Here is a 19,052-nt window from a genome sequence, read left to right as displayed (position 1 = left end):
TAATTTGACTGTTTCCCCTATTTCTACATTAAATTGGAGTATGATAATGAAAATGGCAGTTGATTTAAGGAGATGGACCTATATGACACAAAATATCCTTGAAACAAAAGAACTGAGTAAAACCTATCGGAGAAAACAAGCTCTTAAATCTGTTTCTATTCATGTGCCCAAAAACAAAGTATATTGTTTAATTGGACCTAATGGAGCAGGCAAAACGACTATTATGAAGATCATTTCAGGTATGATTACGGCTACCAGCGGCAGCGTTGAAATTAATGGCCATCCTTGGAGCCGACAAGATCTATTAACGATTGGATCTTTGATTGAAAATGCCCCTTTATATGGCAACTTAAGTGCACAAGATAATTTAAGAGTGATTACCACTATGTTAGGCTTGCCGGAGTCACGGATTTCAGAAGTCTTAAAAGCTGTTAATTTAGCTGATGTAGGCAGCCAACCGGCCAAAAATTATTCATTGGGTATGAAACAACGACTAGGAATTGCCCTAGCCTTGATTAATCACCCGCAACTCTTAATTTTGGACGAACCAACAAACGGGCTTGATCCTTTAGGAATTCAAGAATTACGCCAAATTATTAGTGACTTTAAAGATCAGGGGATCACCATCATTATTTCCAGCCATATCTTGTCGGAAGTTGAACATTTAGCAGACTATATTGCGTTTATTAATCATGGAGAGCTTAAGCTGGAACAGGCTTATGATAAAACAACAGATTTAGAAGCCCTCTTTAATCAAGTTGTTCAGGAGGTATAGTCATGGCACGCTATTTCAAAGCTGAGGTACTTAAGCTCCGGCATAATCACTTAGTGCGGGCAATTTGGCTTTTTCCTTTAATCGGGATTTTGGTAGCTTTAGGGTTTAGTGCTCTCGGCGGTACAGAAATTCTTAAGCTTAGTGATGAAACAATCATTAATCACTGGTCAATTATTTGGATCAATGCTTTAATCGCCACTTTAGCCGGAACTATTGACCGCAACGAAAAAAAATCCACTCGTTATATGATCTATAGTGGTCGAGCTGTTAGTTTAAGCCGAATCGAGTTGACTCGTATTGGGTTGATTGCGGTAATGACTTTGATTAGTACTTTAATTGTTAGTGTTGTATTGATTCTAAACTCATTATGGCTAGATACACCTAGTATTACTTCGTTGGGTAACTGTCTGCTGGCAGTGGGGGTTATTTGGTTAACCACTTTATGGCAAATTCCGTTTTGTCTTTGGCTGTCACGTAAAACAATTTTCTACGTACCCATTATTTTAAACACGCTAGCACCCCTTTTGATGGGCACAGGTATTGCGACCACTGACAGCTGGCTGATTTTTCCATATGCTTGGGATTTGCGTATTTTGATGCCCATTACACGCATGCATATTAACGGAATTCCACTACCTGCTAATAGCACATTTTTAAGCAGTCAATCCATACCTCTGGGTCTCATATTAAGCTTAATCTGCTTTGTGGTCCTGAGCGGCTTAGCTAGTTGGTCCTTTAAAAGACAGGAGATTACTAAATGACAACCATGATTCAATTAAAGCGCGCTATAAATAGTAATTTTATTAAACAAAAACGGGGCCTCTTCCCGTTACTACATTTACTTGCCACTATCCTGTATCCATTAGTCTTAGTCCTTTATCTGCGTTCACGTTTGTCCATAATGACCGTTAATCAGATCAGTTTTATTTTCTTTGAATTACTAGCCATGGCTTTACCTTTGCCAATAGCCATTATTGCCAGTTTATGTCGTGATCAAGAAGAAAAAGCCGGTAATTATAAAAATTTAATTAGTCTTATCCCATCTCGAACCATCGCCTTTTGGGGGCAGGTGCTGATGGCTTGGCTTTCATTTGCTGTATGTGTTCTAGTGGCAACTGCAATTTTTGCATCTGGTTTTGCAGTTTTGAAAAAGCCCTTATCGTTTGGATTATTGAGCTTAATGGTTATTCTGACAGTGTTTTTTAGCCTCGCACAATATATGATCTACTTCACAGTTAGCTACTTAACCAGTGTTGCAGCTACTTTGGGTATAGGTATGGCGGGAATTATTATCGCCGCCTTATGTGAGACTTCACTTGGAGATAGAATCTGGTGGATTTTGCCGTGGTCCTGGATTGCACGAATGTTAAAGCTATTGCTCGAAAATCCACAGCAGATGTTACTTATGCTTGGCTTTTTGCTAGTTCTTACTGTCCTAGTGTTTATATGGTCAGGTCTCACAATTAGTAAACGCTTTAAAAGCGGGATGAAATGATTGGACACTTATAAAAAATTGTTAGGATAAAATTGAACTTAGTTAAACTAATATTTTGGCAAAATCATATGATTGAATTTGCTGATGAAAATAAGCTTATACCATTTAATAAACCTGTAGAAAAATTAGCCGATTGTTACATTGAAACAAAATTAAAGAGAATTTAAAGGTATAATTTATAATTACTACTGCTATAAATTTTTCTTTGTTATCATATCTCCACATATCTATTGCTTTTATAAAATCGTTAAAAAAACTGGTTTATTTATAAAACATTGCTTATCTTAAATTTGCATAATTAACTTATTTATGAGTAAGAATGAGCAAGTTGAAATACCTGCAAGACAAGTTCTTACCATAAAATTCCAGTCATAACGTTTATTGTAACGACTCAAAAAAATCTAAAAATGTCAGCTAACCGATAAAAAAGGACGGATATTAGATCCGTCCTTTTATCAAAACAAATTTTATTCACGCTTTATAAAAATAGAGTAGCCCATGGAAATAATTCCCATCACCAAAAACAAAAGTGAGAACGAACCAGATAATGCTAACTCATTATTATTTACAACCAAATTAATAAACGGCTCTTTTGCAAAAACTCCTAATAGCAATGCAATAAAAAGAAAAATACCCCCAATAATTCTCCAAAATGTTTTTTTATTCATTTCTGCTTCCCCTCTTTTTAGTCTGTCTCCTTATCAATGCCAGTTCGAACATATCAATATTTTTGATGACTATCGTCAAAATCGGACGATACCTAAGAACAGAATCAGTGATTTTCATATTAGATAAATTGTACTCATTACCATAAAGTATAACAAATAGCTTTAATTCTTACATATTAGCATGCTTATCAAGCAAATTACAGACATTTTATCTTTGACATCAGGCGTGACATAACCATAATATCAAAATTATTTAGCAAAGTGAGATCAGGTGTAGCATAATTAGGTTTTTATCTTGTTAAATTGCACCTAGACAATAGCTGCTTTTTTGAAATTTACATATTTCAAACAACTTCTATATCGTTTTCTATCTAATTTGTTCACTTAGTAATTGAACTAATTTGCTCCATTGCATGTTTGACAACCCATTAATGATATTTGTCAAACTTGCTTGCCACTGGGTGTAATTCATTATCTGTAATATTATAATTATCAATTAATAAAGTACTTAAACGATTTTCTATCGCAGCTTCGTTTTGGAGCATTCTAATTGAGCTGATTATAGTTGATCGGTCGCTTATATTAAAATTTGAATGAACTAAAATCTCTTCTAAATCATAAGAGATACTAGATTTTTCCTTCTCAACAATTAGCAAGTGCACCCAAAGACTTAAAGGATCAATATTCAAGTTTTTATCTTCAATTAAAGTCGGCCATCCAAATAAATAATTAGATACTTGCGTCGAAAAATCGCCATCTTGTAAATATTTGGCTGCATTGACAAGTTGTTGATCGGGTATATCTTTTTTTTCTTTCCACATACTTAAAGTGCTCTGAGCTAGATGCATATTTTCTGCTGCTTCTTTTGCAGAAATGTGTTTCTGCTTTAATTTAGTAAAAAAGCTGCTTGCTAAATCTTCTTTAGTTACTGTCCTATGCAAAACATTCATCCCCATAAAATTCATTTTTATTACTTAAAGTCCTGTAACAGTTCTATATGATTTAATTATTAAAAATTAAAAACTCTTTCTTTACCTTTAAGAAAGTAATGTATTTACATACTTAATTCTTTTAGTTACTTACTAGATGTTTGAATATTTGGAATTTATCCATTCCTAACAATAAAAACGCTTAATTAAGCAAGATCGCTTATTTCTGGAAGATTTACTCAATCAAGATTACCCTTATCAATTGTTTAAGCTTTCATCAAACATCAACAATTTTATCTCCTTATTAGTTAGTACATTTACATTATAATTGTAGTGCAAAAATTGATAGTGGGAATAACTTTTGTTTAAAGTAAAAACATCATAAATTAAATTATCAATGGTTAAACAATTAGAATATGACAACTAAGAGATTTGCTAAATAACCGGTATTACAAATTTCATATAAATTAATTAGTTAAAAGACATACAGGACTCATAAGACTGATATATTAAAATTTTTATGCTTAGACATTGACATATTAATAAAAGATTTTGCTGGAGAATTAAATTTTTCAAAACGAACAGTGAGCAATTGTTTTTTAGTTAGTAAGTAAAGAAATCCTTTAAAACATATGTAAATGTCCTATACGATTATATAGTTTATTATCAAGAAGCCTTGCCAGCAAGCAATGATCCTAAAATCCAGGATAATACCAAAAATCTTTTAACAAAACCAGATGGCAAGATCAATATATAATAAAAATTAGTTATTTAAATTAATTATTTATTTTTTATATGTTTATAAATTATAAATGCTAAAATTAAATCAAATGACAAATTTAAAGATTTTAAAAAATATTAATACATAATGGAGTAATCAAGATGAGAAAAAAATTTAATACTGAAAAAAGAGAACAGCCTCTACCACCAACTAATAATGGGTACCCACCTAATAATCAACAATATCCTAACTATAATGGCAATTATCAACAGCCACCGCAACCTAATGGTAATTATAATCAGCAAGGTTATTACCAACAACCTAATGGTTATCAATATTCCAATGGTGGGTATCAACAACCACCGCAAAAGTCTAAAAAACCTTTTTATAAAAAATGGTGGTTTTGGCTACTGGCTGTTATTTTAATTTTATTCATTACAGCGGGAATAGGCTCTGGTTCATCATCAAAACAAAATAAAAGTTCCAATAATTTAAAAACTGAAAATGTACAAAGAAAAGAAAAAAATCCAAAAGCAAATGGTCCTAGTCTAGAAGATTATAAAGCTATACAGCTTGGAGAAAATGACGGCACTAGTGAAAGTGAACTAGAATCAAAATTTGGCAAACCTTCTACAACATCTAGTCAGACAATACAAAATGTTAAGGCTGAAGAAAAAATCTGGGATAAAATTCAAGGCGGAGAATTTGGCGGTAATTTTTCTGTAGGGTTTTCCAATGGTAAAGCAATTTCAAAAACTATTACCGGCCTAAAAGTACAGAGAAATAAAAAAATTTCATTGCAGGATTTTAATACAATCCAAAATGGACAGAGTAAAGAAGAAATATTTAATAAGTTTGGTAAACCAAACCAGTATTCAGAAAGTAAGATTGGTAATCAATCAAGCGAAATGGATTCTTTTACCTCAAACATCAAAGGAGAAACTGGGGCTAACTTTAATGTTACCTTTACGAACGAAAAAGTTAGCGGAAAGTCTCAAACGTCAATGAAATAGTTCTTTCTATAATAACAAGCCCCTTTTAAGGGCTTTTTTATTGTTCAAAGCAATCAATATAAATAAGTATAATTTAGATCATCTACAAGAACCTCAATAAATACTTTCAGAATGTCATAAAATAGTTGCTATTAGACTATTCTTTTAACAATATATGTCAAATCTCTCAAATTTTACCGATAATAGCGTCTCGCTCATTGAAGATAATGTATCCTTATTAACTTACAACTCACCTTTTTCAGCAGCTAATTTTTCTCTGATTAAGAATATTAAATTTTTGGACTCACCGAGAATTCTAGTTTCTTAAAATCAAACAATTGAAGTTAAGCGCGCTTAGGTTTATCATGAACACAGATTTAAAAAGTTTCAAACTGCAACAAAAAAGCCTTAAAAACCATGTTTTAAGACTTTTCTAATTTTATCTAGTCAACTTAACTAATGAATATTGCCGCTGACAGGAGTCGAACCTGCACATGGAAAACCATACAGCGACCTGAACGCTGCGCGTCTGCCAATTCCGCCACAGCGGCTTTACAAATATACATTTTATCAAATTTTACGTTACTTGTAACTAGGAAATTTAAAAATTATGGAAAAACTTACAAAAAATATTTTATCCCAAGTCATTCAAACACGACCCCAGCAGTCCCATAAGGGTACTTTTGGCAAAGTATTATTAATAGCCGGCAGTGCCAATTTTGGAGGAGCGGCAATTATGGCTGCTACTTCTGCAGTTTATTCGGGTGCAGGTTTAGTGAGCGTGGCTACGGATCCCAGTAATTTTACCAGCCTCCATGCTCAATTACCTGAGGCGATGGTTTTAAACCTTAATAACTTTGAACAAGTTTTCCAGCTTTTGCCAACGGTAGATGTTATTGCCATCGGACCAGGTTTAGAAACTTCAGCTGCTAATAGTAAATTACTAATGGCAGTTCTTAATCGTATTCAAGAGCAGCAATACCTTATTATTGATGCTTCCGCCTTAAATTTAATTGCGCACAATAAAATTGATTTCACTGTCTGTCAGGCTCCAGTAGTATTAACCCCCCATGTTATTGAATGGCAAAGATTAAGTGGATTAAATCCTCCCCAGCAAACTTTCTATAATAATCAAAAAGTATTCTCAGAAATTGCTCCAAACCAGGCTGCTTTGGTACTTAAGGGTGCTCCAACGCATATTTACTTTAATAATGATCAAAATATTTATGAAAATACCGCTGGTTCGCCGGCTATGGCCACTGGGGGTATGGGTGATACACTAACCGGTATTATAGCCGGCTTTCTGGCCCAATTTTCCCCTTGGCAAGATGCACTTTTAGCAGCAGTTTTTTTGCATAGCTACATTGCAGAACAACTGGCACCAAAGCATTATGTAGTCTTACCTTCAATGATTACCCCACAACTTCCATTCTGGATGGCTAAATTTGCTGCTCAATAATAAATATCAAACTTTAAAAATATCCCTTTAAAATATTTTAAAGGGATAATTTTTATTGAAAGTAATTCAGCTGTTATTGCTCCTGATCTTGCAAGTATTTAGCAAAAGCCAAAGCTTTGGCTCCATAAACGGTTGAAGGACCGCCACCCATTAAAATAGCCACATCAACTACTTCGGCTAATTGTTCCAGTGTCACACCGTTTTTTAAATTATTGCGGACATGCGCCATAATACATCCTTCACACCGATCAGCAATCGCAATCCCTAAAGCAATCATTTCTTTAGTTTTAACATCTAGGGCGCCTTCTCGCATCGTAGTTTTTAATAAGCCGCTAAAAGCTTTCATTTCTTCCGGAGACTGCTGTCTTAAAATAGCTGCTTCTTGATTAGATTGTTCATATTTTTCACCATAATCAGTCATTTAATTCACCTCTTTTCAACTGCAATTATATTAAACCGCAAACCGCAAGCGGTTGCAATCATTCCGAATAATAAAAAAACTCAATTTTAGATCAAATTGAGTTTTTTATTTTATTTAATGTGTAATTTCTGGCGCCACAGAGCTACTCGTGGGCCGACGATTTTTTCTGCAATTCGGACTTTTAAAACACAATAACCATAAATTAAAATACCGATTATAACTTCAATGACTAATAATACTACAGATAAAATCCGGTTATTAGGAGCAATAAATTGATATCCAGCATAATCAACTGCTATAACTACCAATAACATAAGAATTGAAAGTAATAAAATTCCCATTGTTCGCCTTAAAGTTTGCCGAATTTCAAAGCCAAATTTAAAACACAGCAGCCGCAGCATTAACAAAGAAGTCACTGACATTCCAATTCCCGTAGCCATTAGCGGTCCAAAGGTCTTAAACGCATAAACACAAGGATACTGCACAACTATTTTTACAATAAAACCGATGATAAAATATTTAATAGCCAAACCATTTTGATATAACCCCTGCAAAATGGCTGATAAAACCGTAAATAAGGCTAACAAAATAGCAATTATTGAATTAAACTGTAAAATATAAATTCCTAGTTGGTCGTAACGATAAAACAAAATATACAAAGGTCGCGCCACAGCATACATTCCTAACGCTGAAGGCAACATAACTAGGAAAAATAATTGTAAAGTATTACCAATTTGGTCACTAACATTACGCCAATCTTTGCGTGAATAGGCCGCTGACAATAAAGGAACTGCGGTGATAGCTAGAGCAGTTGATAATGACACAACAATCATAATAATCTTGTTGGTATTAAAACCAAAGAGTGCATACAGCGAACTCAAAGTATCTTCAGAAAAATGGTGGAATGAGTTCATCATATAGCTAAAGGTCGATTGATCAAAGATCTGAAATAAAACAATGCCTGAATCTAAAATAATAAAAGGTAAAGCCTGACTCCAAATTTCTAAAAAGAAATTTTGTTCATCAACGGCAACTACATTGCTGCTGTTCTGCGACAATTTTCGCAAATGTGGTAATTGTCTTAAAAAATACCAGACCAAGATGCCTAAACCAAAAAGTGCTCCAATAAAAGCTGCAAAAGTAGACTGCGCCACTGCACTAATATAGCTTCCGTGCTGAATTTTCATAATAAAATACGTAGCTGCCAATATATAAATTACCCGTGCTACTTGTTCAATAAATTGGGAAATAGCTGAGGGAGCCATCTGGGCATAACCTTGAAAATACCCCCGGACAATACTCATTATCGGAATAATTAATAATGCCCAGGATAAAGCCCGTAAAATCGGGACAACTTTTTGATCACCACCCGATAAAACAATCGCTAAAAATGGTGCTCCAAAATACATAATAGCTGCCGTAATTAGTCCTGTGATGGCCATAATTTTTAAACCCTGCTTAAAGAGCTTGTTGCCGACAGCATACTCATTAATAGCATTGTAATGAGCAATTTGTTTAGAAATTGCCCCCGGAATGCCTGCCGTAGAAATAATTAAAAACAAACTATAAATATTGTAGCCCTTGCCAAATAAAGAATTTGCTAACTGGGCAGTTAATAAGGACCCAAACCAGTTATTCCACGGAATAACATAAACTGCCCCCAGTATGCGGGAGAAAATACTCCCAGCAGTCATCCAAGCTGACCCCTTAATTAAAGTTGCTTTGCTTTGCGAGCTATCTTCAGAAGTCTTGGCTGTTTGACTTGCATTATCCATCAAATTTGTCCTCTCTGATTTAAGTTATCAAAGCATTTATTTTACTACAATATTAACAATTTTATTAGGAATCGCGATCACTTTTACAACTTTTTTATCATTAATAAACTTTTGTAACTTCGTATCAGCCAAAGCTATTTTTTCTAATTCAGCTTTAGAGGTATTCAATGGTACCTTAACTTTATTTCGTAATTTACCATTCACTTGTAATATAATCTCCACATTATCTTCAAAAAGATCCTGTTCCTGGTAAGTCGGCCAACTAGCATAGGTCAAAGATTCATTATGACCTAATTTTTGCCAGAGTTCTTCCATCATATGCGGTGCAATCGGAGCTAACAGTTTAACAAAACCTTCCGCATATTCTTTCGGCAAAAATTGAGCTTTTTGAGCAGCATTAGTAAAGACCATCATCTGCGAAATAGCCGTATTAAACTGCAATTTTTCATAACGTTCTGTCACGATTTTGACGGTTTCATTATAAGTTTTCTTTAACTCGGGATTGTCTTTTTCAAGGATAAAATCATGCCGTAAAGTATTATCATCATCATTATTAATGTACAAGCGCCATACTCTTTCCAAAAAACGATAGGAACCGGCTAAGCCATCTTCACTCCAAGAAATAGAAGCATCTAAAGGCCCCATAAACATTTCGTACAAGCGTAAAGCATCCGCACCATATTCTTCTACAACATCATCAGGATTAACCACATTTCCTTTAGATTTGGACATTTTTTCATGATTTTGACCTAAAATCATCCCTTGGTTAAACAATTTTTGGAATGGTTCTACTGTAGGAACGACACCAATATCATATAAAAATTTATGCCAAAACCGAGCATACAAAAGATGCAAAACTGCGTGCTCAGCCCCACCAATATATAAATCGACCGGCAGCCAAGCTTTTAATTTATCATAATCAGCCAAAGCCTGATCATTGTGGGGATCAACATAACGCAAGAAATACCAAGAGCTTCCAGCCCATTGCGGCATTGTGTTAGTTTCCCGACGACCTTTACGACCATTTTTGTCGACTACGTTGACCCAATCCGTCAAATTAGCTAGAGGACTTTCCCCATTACCAGATGGTTTAATATCAGCTTCTGCTGGCAAGCGTAAAGGCAATTCTTCTTCTGGTACGAGGGTAGTTTCGCCATCTTCCCAATGAATAACCGGAATCGGTTCACCCCAGTAACGTTGCCGAGAGAAGACCCAGTCACGTAAACGATAATTAACTTTTTTGTGACCGACTTGGTGCTCTTCCAGCCAGTCGATAATTTTAGCAATTGCTTGTTGTTTATTTAAATCATTCAAAAAGCCGGAATTAATATGCTTCCCGTCGCCTGTATAGGCTTCTTGAGTTACATTTCCTCCAGCAATAACAGGGATAATAGGCAATTTAAATTTTTGAGCAAAATCAAAATCGCGTTGATCATGAGCCGGAACCGCCATAATAGCACCAGTACCATAAGTTGCCAAAACATAATCGGAAATCCAAATCGGTACCTGTTGGCCAGTTACTGGATTAATAGCATAAGCCCCAGTAAAGACACCAGTCTTGTCAGTATTTAAATCAGTTCGATCCAGATCACTTTTTCGACTGGTTTCAGCTTGATATTCTTTGACGGCTGCTTTTTGCTCCGGAGTTGTAATCTGATCAACTAATTCTTTATCGGGAGCCATTACCATATAAGTAGCACCAAAAATAGTATCTGGACGAGTAGTGAAGACAGCAAATGATTGTTGCGAGTTAGCAACTTTAAAAGTAATTTCAGCACCAGTAGAACGGCCTATCCAATTGCGCTGCATATCTTTGATACTTTCCGGCCAGTCCAACAGATCTAAATCATCAATCAGTCGATCAGCATAGGCAGTAATTTTTAACATCCATTGACGCATTGGTTTTCTATAAACGGGAAATCCTCCGCGCTCCGTTTTTCCGTCGATAATCTCTTCATTAGCAACTACCGTACCTAAATCCGGGCTCCAGTTAACTGGAATTTCTGCTTCATAGGCTAAACCTTTTTTGTATAATTGTTCAAAAATCCACTGCGTCCATTTATAGTAACTGGGATCAGTGGTATTAACTTCTCGCTGCCAATCATAAGAAAAGCCCAAGGAATTGATTTGTTTTTTAAAGGTATTGATATTTTTCTGGGTAAAATCCCGCGGATTATTACCGGTTTTAATTGCATATTGTTCAGCTGGAAGTCCAAAAGCATCCCATCCCATCGGATGTAATACATTAAAGCCCTGCATCCGTTTCATGCGTGCAATAATATCTGTTGCTGTATAGCCTTCTGGATGGCCCACATGTAAGCCCTTGCCGGAAGGATAAGGAAACATATCCAGTACATAGAAATTTTTTTTATTTTTGTCATTAGTTGTCCGGAAGGTTTGATGCTCTTTCCAGTAAGCCTGCCATTTTTTTTCAATTACATTATGGTTATAACTCATATGCTCCTCCTTATAAAAAAATCCTATTGCTATATTTGCAATAGGACGAATCATCGCGGTACCACCTAAGTTTTGTGTCTGGAACACAACCCTCAATGTAATTAACGATACCCCGTAAATATCTACTAATTTCAATACTTAAACTTGAGAACGAGTTCATTATTAGCGCCTTATGGAATTGCACCTGTCATCCACTCTCTGTCAAAGCATCTAATAACTACTAATTTCTCGCATTGTTTGTTAAATATTAATTAATAATACCTAGTATTATAAGATAACTAGTACTCTTATTTCAATACCGTATCCGAATTTTTTTGATCTTCGGTTTGCTTTTGCGACTCATAACTATCCTTATTAACATTGACTGACGGCTCAGATTTGCTGGAGGAATCATCAGTATCCTTATCTTTTTTAACAGCTATGACATTTTGTTTTTTACCTAAAGAGCTGTAATCTTTAACCAATGGAGCTTTAGGAACAACAGAAGTTTGAGTAATTTCCTTATTAAAGTTAATTGCCATACTTAAAGCATCATAAGCCGGTTTAGGCATTATTGAAGTTTCCTGAGTCCGTTGAGCACTTACAGGATGATCGTAATGATCCAAAATAATAACCGGCGCTTGTTCTTTTTGATAGGCATTTTTCGCAAACGCACTGGTCTGAGTTTGATTAACTAACAAACTCACCTGATTAACCACAATATCATTTGCACTCGGTTGATTATCAGTTCCGGTAAACTGGTCAAAACGAGTTAAATTATATTTTTCAATCATATCATTTAACTTTTGATCGTAATTAGTATCAGAAGCATAATGACCAGTTAACGCTTTCGTAGCATCTTGATAGGTTTTAGCATTACTGCGCCAAGTAGGGCCATACAATTGCTCATTAGAACGTAATACCCGAACATAATCTTCCAGTGATTCTTTATAGGAAGGATACCGCCGAAATCCGGAATTAATCGCATAGAGATTGCCGCTCCCGTCATCTTCTTGGGTACTTAATTTTACGCTCTGACCCTGATAAGTACCTTTAACTCCAAACAAATTATAATTAGGGGCTTGAGCTAAACCACTAGTCCCCCAGCCGCTTTCTAATAAAGCCTGGGCAATCATTACTGAAGCATATAAATCATTATTATTGGCTAATTTTTGAGCTGAGAGCCCTAAATAATTTAAAAAGGTTACGTCACCATAACCTGTCGAAGTAATGATATTATTCTTCAGATCGTCAGTATCATTAGCACCAAGAGTCATTGGTGTAGTTTCCGCTTGCACATTAAGAACAGTGTGCGCATTAAAAATGCCACTTATAAATAACAAGCCCATTACAAATAAGGCCGCACAACAACGACTTAAAACCTTTTGTAGAGGTTTTTGCGTTCTAGTACAAATTATTTTACAATTCAATTGTACAATCTCCCCATATTATTTAAGCAAAATTTACTCTTCTAGCATTAATCATACTAGTTTTTTCACAATAAAACAAGGAAACCCGATAAATGAAAAAAAACATCAAACTACTTTCTTTAATAATTAGTTTATATCTTTTATTTTTGCTAATAACTCTGTTAGTAGTCCAGAAAAATAGTCTTATCCCGCAGATCGATTATTCTGCTTGGCAGTTGTTACATTCTTCTAATCCAATTTATTTAAAATTTTTTCAATTAATAACTAATCTGGGACAACCACTTACAGTTGTACTTCTAGCAATTTTAGGCAGCTTTTTGGTAAACAAACAACAAAGAATTTTTTTATTGACCACTATTATCATTAATACCGTTGGTAATCACTATTTCAAATATCTTATTGGTCGACCGCGTCCACAATTTCCTCATTTAGTAAAAGTCCAAGGCTATAGCTTCCCTAGTGGTCATGCAGTGGCAATTACCACTTTGGTTTTAGTTTTACAAATCATTATTTGGCAAAATACCAAAAAACGATTAGGGCTTTATTTATTAGCTCTAATCGCTCTTTTAATAATGGGCAGCCGTATTATTTTACAAGTACACTTTTTTAGTGATGTCTTAGCTGGTTGTTGTATAGCTACCGCCAACACCTTATTAATTAAATATCTGCTTTTTGATAGTCACTTAACAATTTTTGATTCTTCGAATCAAAAGAGTTAATGATAAATGCTAAGAGTAAAATTATTAAACCGACCACATAAATACTGTGTAAGCCGGAAAATACTATTTGGCGGGCCACACCTAAATACTTGGTTGGTACTTGACCAGCAGTTGAAGGATTAATCATCTTGTTAACCATATTAAAAGTTAAACCACTGGTATGACTAACTCCTTGAGCCAATTTCCAATTCATAATAATGCCGAAAACAGAAACCATTAAGGTTTGCCCCAGACTCCGCGCTAAGGTGTTAAAACTAGTAGCAGTCCCGACTTCGGCCGGTGAAACCACACTTTGTGAAGTAACAGTTGAAGTGGTTACTGATAAACCAAAGCCAAAACCATAAATTGTTGAAATTAACAAAAAAACATAAAAAGCTGTTTTTAAAGGTAAAAATAAATAACAAATACAGCCGGCAATTAAGAACATTAAAGCGATAGCCGTCAAGCGATGCGGCGGATATTTAGCGATTAATTTTCCCGAAGCATAAGAACCTAATAACCACACCACCGAACTAGGAGTTACGGCAAAACCACCCAACGTTGGCGGTAATCCGAGAACACTCTGCATCCAAATAGGAAGATAGGCCTCAAAACCAATTAAAAATCCCGAAATCAACAGCATAGTTGTATTTTGAATGACAAAGGCTTGATTAGTGAACAAATTAATTGGCAATACCGGATCAGCTTGTTTTTTCTCCACTTTTATTAAGAAAAAGAAGGCTACAGCAGCCAATAACAAAAGTACAAGACTTAAAACTAAAGTCTGCATGTTGTTAAGATTTTGCAAGCCCAACATCAAAAATACTAAGGCCAAGGTTAGAAGGACAATTCCCTGATAGTCAATGGCCTGTGACTGGGCTTTAATATCTTCATGTAAAAACAGCTGAATTAAAATAATCGTAATTAAACCAATCGGAATATTAATGGCAAATACCCAATGCCAACTCAATTTTTCTACAATAAAGCCACCTAAAAGCGGCGCCACAATTGAAGCAATTCCCCAAGAAGAACCATTTAAGCCAATCATATTAGCGCGTTTTTCCAGAGGATAGATATCTGCCAAAATCGTATAGGTCAATGGTTGAATCGCGCCAGCACCTAAACCTTGCAAAATTCGAAAGAAAATCAGTTGCAACATTGATTGTGAAATGCAGCACAGAAATGAGCCAACGACAAAAATGATTAGACCGATATTCATTAAAATCTTGCGACCATAACGATCAGATAGCTTACCATAAATAGGAGTGGTTACAGCACTCATAAGCAAATAAATCGAAAATACCCAATTCATCAAACTTAAGCCGTGCAAATCCCCGATAATGGTGGGCATTGCCGTTGAGACAATTGTTCCCTCAATTGCTGTCATAAAAGTTGCAATAAAAACAGCAATTGTAACTAATTTTACATTTGTTTTTTGCGCAGTTCTCTTCACATAATCAACCTACTTTTCAATAATTTCCTGCAATAATTTAACTTTATCGAGTTGCTCCCAAGGTAGTTGAATATCAGTTCTGCCAAAATGTCCGTAAGCAGCTGTTTGTTCATAAATGGGCCGCTTTAAATCCAACATTTTAATAATACCGGCCGGTCTTAAATCAAATACTTTTCTAATCGCTGTGATAATCTGTTCATCACTATATTTACTGGTATTAAAAGTATTTACATCAATGGATACCGGGCGCGCTACCCCAATCGCATAAGCTAATTGAATCTCAATTTGTTGAGCAATGCCGGCTGCTACGATATTTTTTGCAACATAGCGGGCCGCATAACTAGCAGAACGGTCAACTTTAGTAGCATCTTTGCCCGAAAAAGCACCACCACCATGATGAGCAAAACCACCATAGGTATCAACAATAATTTTCCTTCCGGTTAAACCGGTATCACTGCTGGGACCGCCTAAAACAAAACGTCCGGTCGGATTAATTAAGAATTTAGTTTTTTCATCTAATAACTTATTAGGAATTACTTTTTTTATAACTTGTTCAATAATATCTTGTTTTAAGTCCTCTAATTTGACGTCAGGATCATGTTGGGTACTTAAAACAACCGTATCTACCCGCAAAGGATGTCCATTATCGTCATATTCTACTGTCACTTGGGCTTTAGAATCAGGTCGTAAGTAAGTGAGAATTCCTTTTTTGCGGACTTGTGTCACTTGATAAGTCAACTTATGAGCTAAAACTATCGGCAATGGCATATATTCCGGGGTCTCATTGGTTGCATAGCCAAACATAAGCCCCTGATCGCCAGCACCAATTTGATCCAAAGGATCCTGATCTTGGCGGCTTTCACGTTTTTCCAGAGCATCATTAACACCTTGGGCAATATCTGGTGATTGCTGATCCAAAGCGACAATGACTGCGCAAGTATCCGCATCAAAACCATAATCGGAACTAGTATATCCAATTCGGCGGATGGTTTTTCTTGCAATTGCCTGAATATCTACATAAGCACTAGTAGTAACCTCTCCTGCCACTAAGACTAACCCAGTAGTGACTGTTGTTTCACAAGCCACTCGGGCCTCTTTATCCTGGGCAATAATTGCATCCAAAATAGCATCACTAATTTGATCAGCAATCTTATCAGGATGTCCTTCTGATACTGATTCCGATGTAAAAAAATGTTTTTCTTTTTCCAAAATATATTTCCCCCTTAATTAGGTTACAGGTAGACTTTTCAGTCCCATCAGGAATTTTAATGTAACATTACTAGTATAACAAATTATTTATGGCAAAACATTATTAGTTTTGATTTTGATAAATGTAGTCTCTGGTCAAAGGCAGATTTTGCCCTGAAGGTCCCTTAGTAAGTAAATACTGCATCACATCAATATTTCCTGATGCAAAAGAAGCAGCACAGGCTTGTAAATATAAGTCCCACATACGGACAAATCTTTCACCCATCATTTCTGTAATTTCAGGCAAATGATCATTAAAATTATGATCCCAAGTTTCAGTAGTTTTTTGATAATGACGGCGTAACATTTCTAAATCGCTGATCTGTAAGCCTGCATCCAAAATGTTTTGAATATTTTCAACTACTCCGGGAATATAGCCACCTGGAAAAATCCATTTATCAATCCAGGCATTGGTAGCTCCTTGGCCTTGACGTGTAATGCCATGAATTAATGCTGCTCCATCTTCTTTCATAAATTTAGCAACATCCGCAAAATAGCCGGGTAAATTTTCGGAGCCCACATGTTCAAACATTCCGACAGAAACCACATAGTCCCATTGACGCCCAACCAATTCGCGATAGTCAGTTAAAAGAACCTCTGCACTATCTGTCAAATTCAAGTCCTTAATTTTTTGAGAAACAAAATTATACTGCTCTTCACTTAAAGTAATGCCGGTAACTTTCAAATGATACTTTTTCGCTGCTATAAGCATTAAGGTCCCCCAACCACAACCAATATCAACTAAAGTTTTTCCGGGTTGCGGATTTAACTTTTTAATAATATGATTAACCTTGTTTAATTGGGCCGTTTTTAAATCATCATCAGGATGCTCAAAATAAGCACAAGAATAAGTCATGGTCTCATCTAGCCACAGCTTATAAAAATCATTACCTAAATCGTAATGTTCTTGCACATAGTTTTCATTATCACTTTCGGAATGCTTGCGGTGAGGCATAAATTTCTTTAATTTCTTATTATAAAAGAAACTATTCTTATTATTATAAGCCGCCAGAATTAAATCTTCGATACTGCCCTTTATCTCAATTTTTTTATCCATGTAAGCTTCGCCTAAAGCTAACGAGGCATTATTCATGATATCTTTAATAGCGACGGGTTCATTAAAAATTATTTTTATTTGCGGAGTGCCCTCACCGTATTTTTCAGTGGTATGATCCCAATAAGTAACTTCAATCGGGATACTGAATGAACTTTTTAATAACTGTTTATAAAAATTTTTTTCTAACATCTAATTATAGCTCCTAATTTAAATTCAATACTCAAACACTACACCAAACCCCAATCATCTTCAATAGTTAAAACTTAGAACCACTACTTAAAATAAAGTAAGGAAGAAGCTAAATGCAAATATTTCGTTCATTAATTTCAACTTTCATCTCCTTTATCAGTGTTACTCTTTTCCCGTTAATTTTAACTGCAAAATACCCTTATCACTATGATCAATCGACTTTAATATCTTTAGTAATGGTTTTTAGTATTATCTTATACATTAATTTTTTTATTCCCTTACATCCTAATAAATATTTTAATATTGTCTATTTAATTATCATGACCCTTCTTGTTTATCAAAATTATCGAATAATCTTTTCAATTCAACTTGTTATCCTCTTCTTTTGCCAATTATTTATCGCTTTCATCGCAAACCGTTTTGAAAAAATTCAAAATCTGCTTTGCCTTTTTGTAATACCCATATTTACTACAGTTTTATTAATTTATTCACTGTTTCATTTTATAGCTCCGAGTAACATTATTATTACTATTTTAATTAACTTTTTAGTACTGCTGCTGCAAATCAATAAAACCATTAAAGAGCAATTGCTGGCATTAATCAGTATCATTATAATTCTTATAGCCTTATACCTGCTGAAATATTTGAGCATGATTACAGCCGTGAGTTATCTTTTAATTTATCTGGCCAATTTATTAATCAGTAAATATCTGTCCAATCGATTCAAGTCAGATAAAAATTCAATCTTTAGAATTATCTTTTCCTTACTTAACCTAATTTCTTGATAAGACTTTGAAATTATTGCTCTAATAATTAAATAAAAAAATCTGCCTTTCCTTACAGAAAGACAGACAATATCATCTATTATAAATGGAAGTTACAGGACTTGAACCTGTGACCCTCTGCTTGTAAGGCAGACGCTCTCCCAACTGAGCTAAACTTCCAAATGACCCGTACGGGATTTGAACCCATGTTACCGCCGTGAAAGGGCGATGTCTTAACCACTTGACCAACGGGTCAAAATATAAATAACAAATGGAAGTTACAGGACTCGAACCTGTGACCCTCTGCTTGTAAGGCAGACGCTCTCCCAACTGAGCTAAACTTCCAAATGACCCGTACGGGATTTGAACCCATGTTACCGCCGTGAAAGGGCGATGTCTTAACCACTTGACCAACGGGTCAGATATAAATAATAAATATCAACGGAGAGTAAGGGATTTGAACCCTTGATACAGAGAAAATTCCGTATACATGATTTCCAATCATGCTCCTTCAGCCACTCGGACAACTCTCCAAATATAAA

At 35.1% G+C, this 19,052-nt stretch carries 15 protein-coding genes, 6 tRNA genes and 1 other annotated feature; of the genes, 6 read left to right on the top strand and 15 right to left on the bottom strand.

Going from position 1 to position 19,052, the window contains the following annotated elements:
* Positions 1-46: 46 nt before the first annotated feature.
* From JG29_RS02830 to JG29_RS02820, 3 genes are read left to right on the top strand one after another with little or no spacing between them, the layout of a single operon-like run.
* Positions 47-775, top strand: coding sequence for a lantibiotic protection ABC transporter ATP-binding protein (locus tag JG29_RS02830; protein ID WP_232297074.1), 729 nt, complete (start codon positions 47-49; stop codon positions 773-775).
* Positions 776-777: 2 nt separating this feature from the next.
* Positions 778-1,536 carry a lantibiotic immunity ABC transporter MutE/EpiE family permease subunit gene (locus tag JG29_RS02825; RefSeq protein WP_045922393.1) on the top strand — a complete coding sequence of 253 codons (759 nt, stop codon included), beginning with the start codon at positions 778-780 and terminating at the stop codon, positions 1,534-1,536.
* Entirely contained in the window at positions 1,533-2,270 is a 738-nt protein-coding gene (locus JG29_RS02820) for a lantibiotic immunity ABC transporter MutG family permease subunit (RefSeq protein ID WP_045922392.1), read from the top strand. Before JG29_RS02825 ends, JG29_RS02820 begins: the two co-directional genes overlap by 4 nt.
* Before the next feature lie 467 nt (positions 2,271-2,737).
* Here JG29_RS02820 and JG29_RS02815 read toward each other — a convergent pair whose 3' ends face one another.
* Both JG29_RS02815 and JG29_RS02810 read right to left on the bottom strand, forming a co-directional pair.
* On the bottom strand, positions 2,738-2,938 hold the full coding sequence (locus JG29_RS02815; protein WP_045922391.1) for a hypothetical protein: 201 nt from the start codon (positions 2,936-2,938) through the stop codon (positions 2,738-2,740).
* A 428-nt stretch (positions 2,939-3,366) separates the two neighbouring features.
* The gene (locus tag JG29_RS02810; protein WP_232297073.1) at positions 3,367-3,903 is read right to left on the bottom strand and encodes a helix-turn-helix domain-containing protein; all 537 of its coding nucleotides are present in this window, start codon (positions 3,901-3,903) and stop codon (positions 3,367-3,369) included.
* Between the two features lie 846 nt (positions 3,904-4,749).
* On the opposite strand from JG29_RS02810, the gene JG29_RS02805 reads away from it, so the two are divergent.
* On the top strand, positions 4,750-5,601 hold the full coding sequence (locus JG29_RS02805; RefSeq protein ID WP_052696284.1) for a DUF3862 domain-containing protein: 852 nt from the start codon (positions 4,750-4,752) through the stop codon (positions 5,599-5,601).
* A 446-nt stretch (positions 5,602-6,047) separates the two neighbouring features.
* Here JG29_RS02805 and JG29_RS02800 read toward each other — a convergent pair.
* Positions 6,048-6,131: transfer RNA gene (locus JG29_RS02800), tRNA-Leu, on the bottom strand.
* A gap of 59 nt (positions 6,132-6,190) precedes the next feature.
* Between JG29_RS02800 and JG29_RS02795 the strand changes: the two genes are divergently transcribed.
* Positions 6,191-7,039 (top strand): NAD(P)H-hydrate dehydratase, encoded by an 849-nt coding sequence (locus tag JG29_RS02795; RefSeq protein ID WP_045922389.1) that lies wholly within the window; start codon positions 6,191-6,193, stop codon positions 7,037-7,039.
* Between the two features lie 73 nt (positions 7,040-7,112).
* Here JG29_RS02795 and JG29_RS02790 read toward each other — a convergent pair whose 3' ends face one another.
* The 4 genes from JG29_RS02790 to JG29_RS09005 all read right to left on the bottom strand — a co-directional run bounded on the left by JG29_RS02790 (position 7,113) and on the right by JG29_RS09005 (position 13,101).
* A complete protein-coding gene (locus JG29_RS02790) occupies positions 7,113-7,460 on the bottom strand; it encodes a carboxymuconolactone decarboxylase family protein (protein ID WP_045922388.1) in 348 nt (115 codons plus the stop codon).
* 110 nt (positions 7,461-7,570) lie between these two features.
* Entirely contained in the window at positions 7,571-9,235 is a 1,665-nt protein-coding gene (locus JG29_RS02785) for a putative polysaccharide biosynthesis protein (protein ID WP_045922387.1), read from the bottom strand.
* Positions 9,236-9,271: 36 nt separating this feature from the next.
* Positions 9,272-11,692, bottom strand: a complete 2,421-nt coding sequence (gene leuS / locus JG29_RS02780; RefSeq protein WP_045922386.1) for a leucine--tRNA ligase — start codon at positions 11,690-11,692, stop codon at positions 9,272-9,274.
* Between the two features lie 38 nt (positions 11,693-11,730).
* Positions 11,731-11,935, bottom strand: a binding site (T-box leader).
* A 44-nt stretch (positions 11,936-11,979) separates the two neighbouring features.
* Positions 11,980-13,101: a glucosaminidase domain-containing protein gene (locus JG29_RS09005; protein WP_052696283.1), complete on the bottom strand. Its 1,122-nt coding sequence runs from the start codon at positions 13,099-13,101 to the stop codon at positions 11,980-11,982.
* A 92-nt stretch (positions 13,102-13,193) separates the two neighbouring features.
* On the opposite strand from JG29_RS09005, the gene JG29_RS08550 reads away from it, so the two are divergent.
* Positions 13,194-13,820, top strand: coding sequence for a phosphatase PAP2 family protein (locus JG29_RS08550; protein ID WP_052696282.1), 627 nt, complete (start codon positions 13,194-13,196; stop codon positions 13,818-13,820).
* Here JG29_RS08550 and JG29_RS02765 read toward each other — a convergent pair.
* The 8 genes from JG29_RS02765 to JG29_RS02725 all read right to left on the bottom strand — a co-directional run bounded on the left by JG29_RS02765 (position 13,759) and on the right by JG29_RS02725 (position 19,043).
* Positions 13,759-15,252 (bottom strand): MDR family MFS transporter, encoded by a 1,494-nt coding sequence (locus JG29_RS02765; RefSeq protein WP_084232508.1) that lies wholly within the window; start codon positions 15,250-15,252, stop codon positions 13,759-13,761. The two genes, JG29_RS08550 and JG29_RS02765, sit on opposite strands and share 62 nt — an antisense overlap.
* 9 nt (positions 15,253-15,261) lie before the next feature.
* Positions 15,262-16,461 carry a methionine adenosyltransferase gene (gene metK, locus JG29_RS02760; RefSeq protein ID WP_045922385.1) on the bottom strand — a complete coding sequence of 400 codons (1,200 nt, stop codon included), beginning with the start codon at positions 16,459-16,461 and terminating at the stop codon, positions 15,262-15,264.
* Positions 16,462-16,564: 103 nt separating this feature from the next.
* Positions 16,565-17,746 (bottom strand): SAM-dependent methyltransferase, encoded by a 1,182-nt coding sequence (locus JG29_RS02755; RefSeq protein ID WP_045922384.1) that lies wholly within the window; start codon positions 17,744-17,746, stop codon positions 16,565-16,567.
* Between the two features lie 871 nt (positions 17,747-18,617).
* Positions 18,618-18,690: transfer RNA gene (locus JG29_RS02745), tRNA-Val, on the bottom strand.
* Positions 18,691-18,693: 3 nt separating this feature from the next.
* Positions 18,694-18,765, bottom strand: a tRNA-Glu gene (locus JG29_RS02740).
* Positions 18,766-18,782: 17 nt separating this feature from the next.
* Positions 18,783-18,855 (bottom strand) — tRNA-Val (locus JG29_RS02735).
* A gap of 3 nt (positions 18,856-18,858) precedes the next feature.
* A tRNA-Glu gene (locus JG29_RS02730) sits at positions 18,859-18,930 on the bottom strand.
* Between the two features lie 22 nt (positions 18,931-18,952).
* Positions 18,953-19,043, bottom strand: a tRNA-Ser gene (locus JG29_RS02725).
* Positions 19,044-19,052 lie beyond the last annotated feature (9 nt).

Source organism: Bombilactobacillus mellis (assembly GCF_000967245.1).
Lineage (GTDB): Bacteria > Bacillota > Bacilli > Lactobacillales > Lactobacillaceae > Bombilactobacillus > Bombilactobacillus mellis.
Note: the sequence above shows the minus strand (reverse complement) of the source record. Positions and strands in the feature narration are given on the sequence as shown.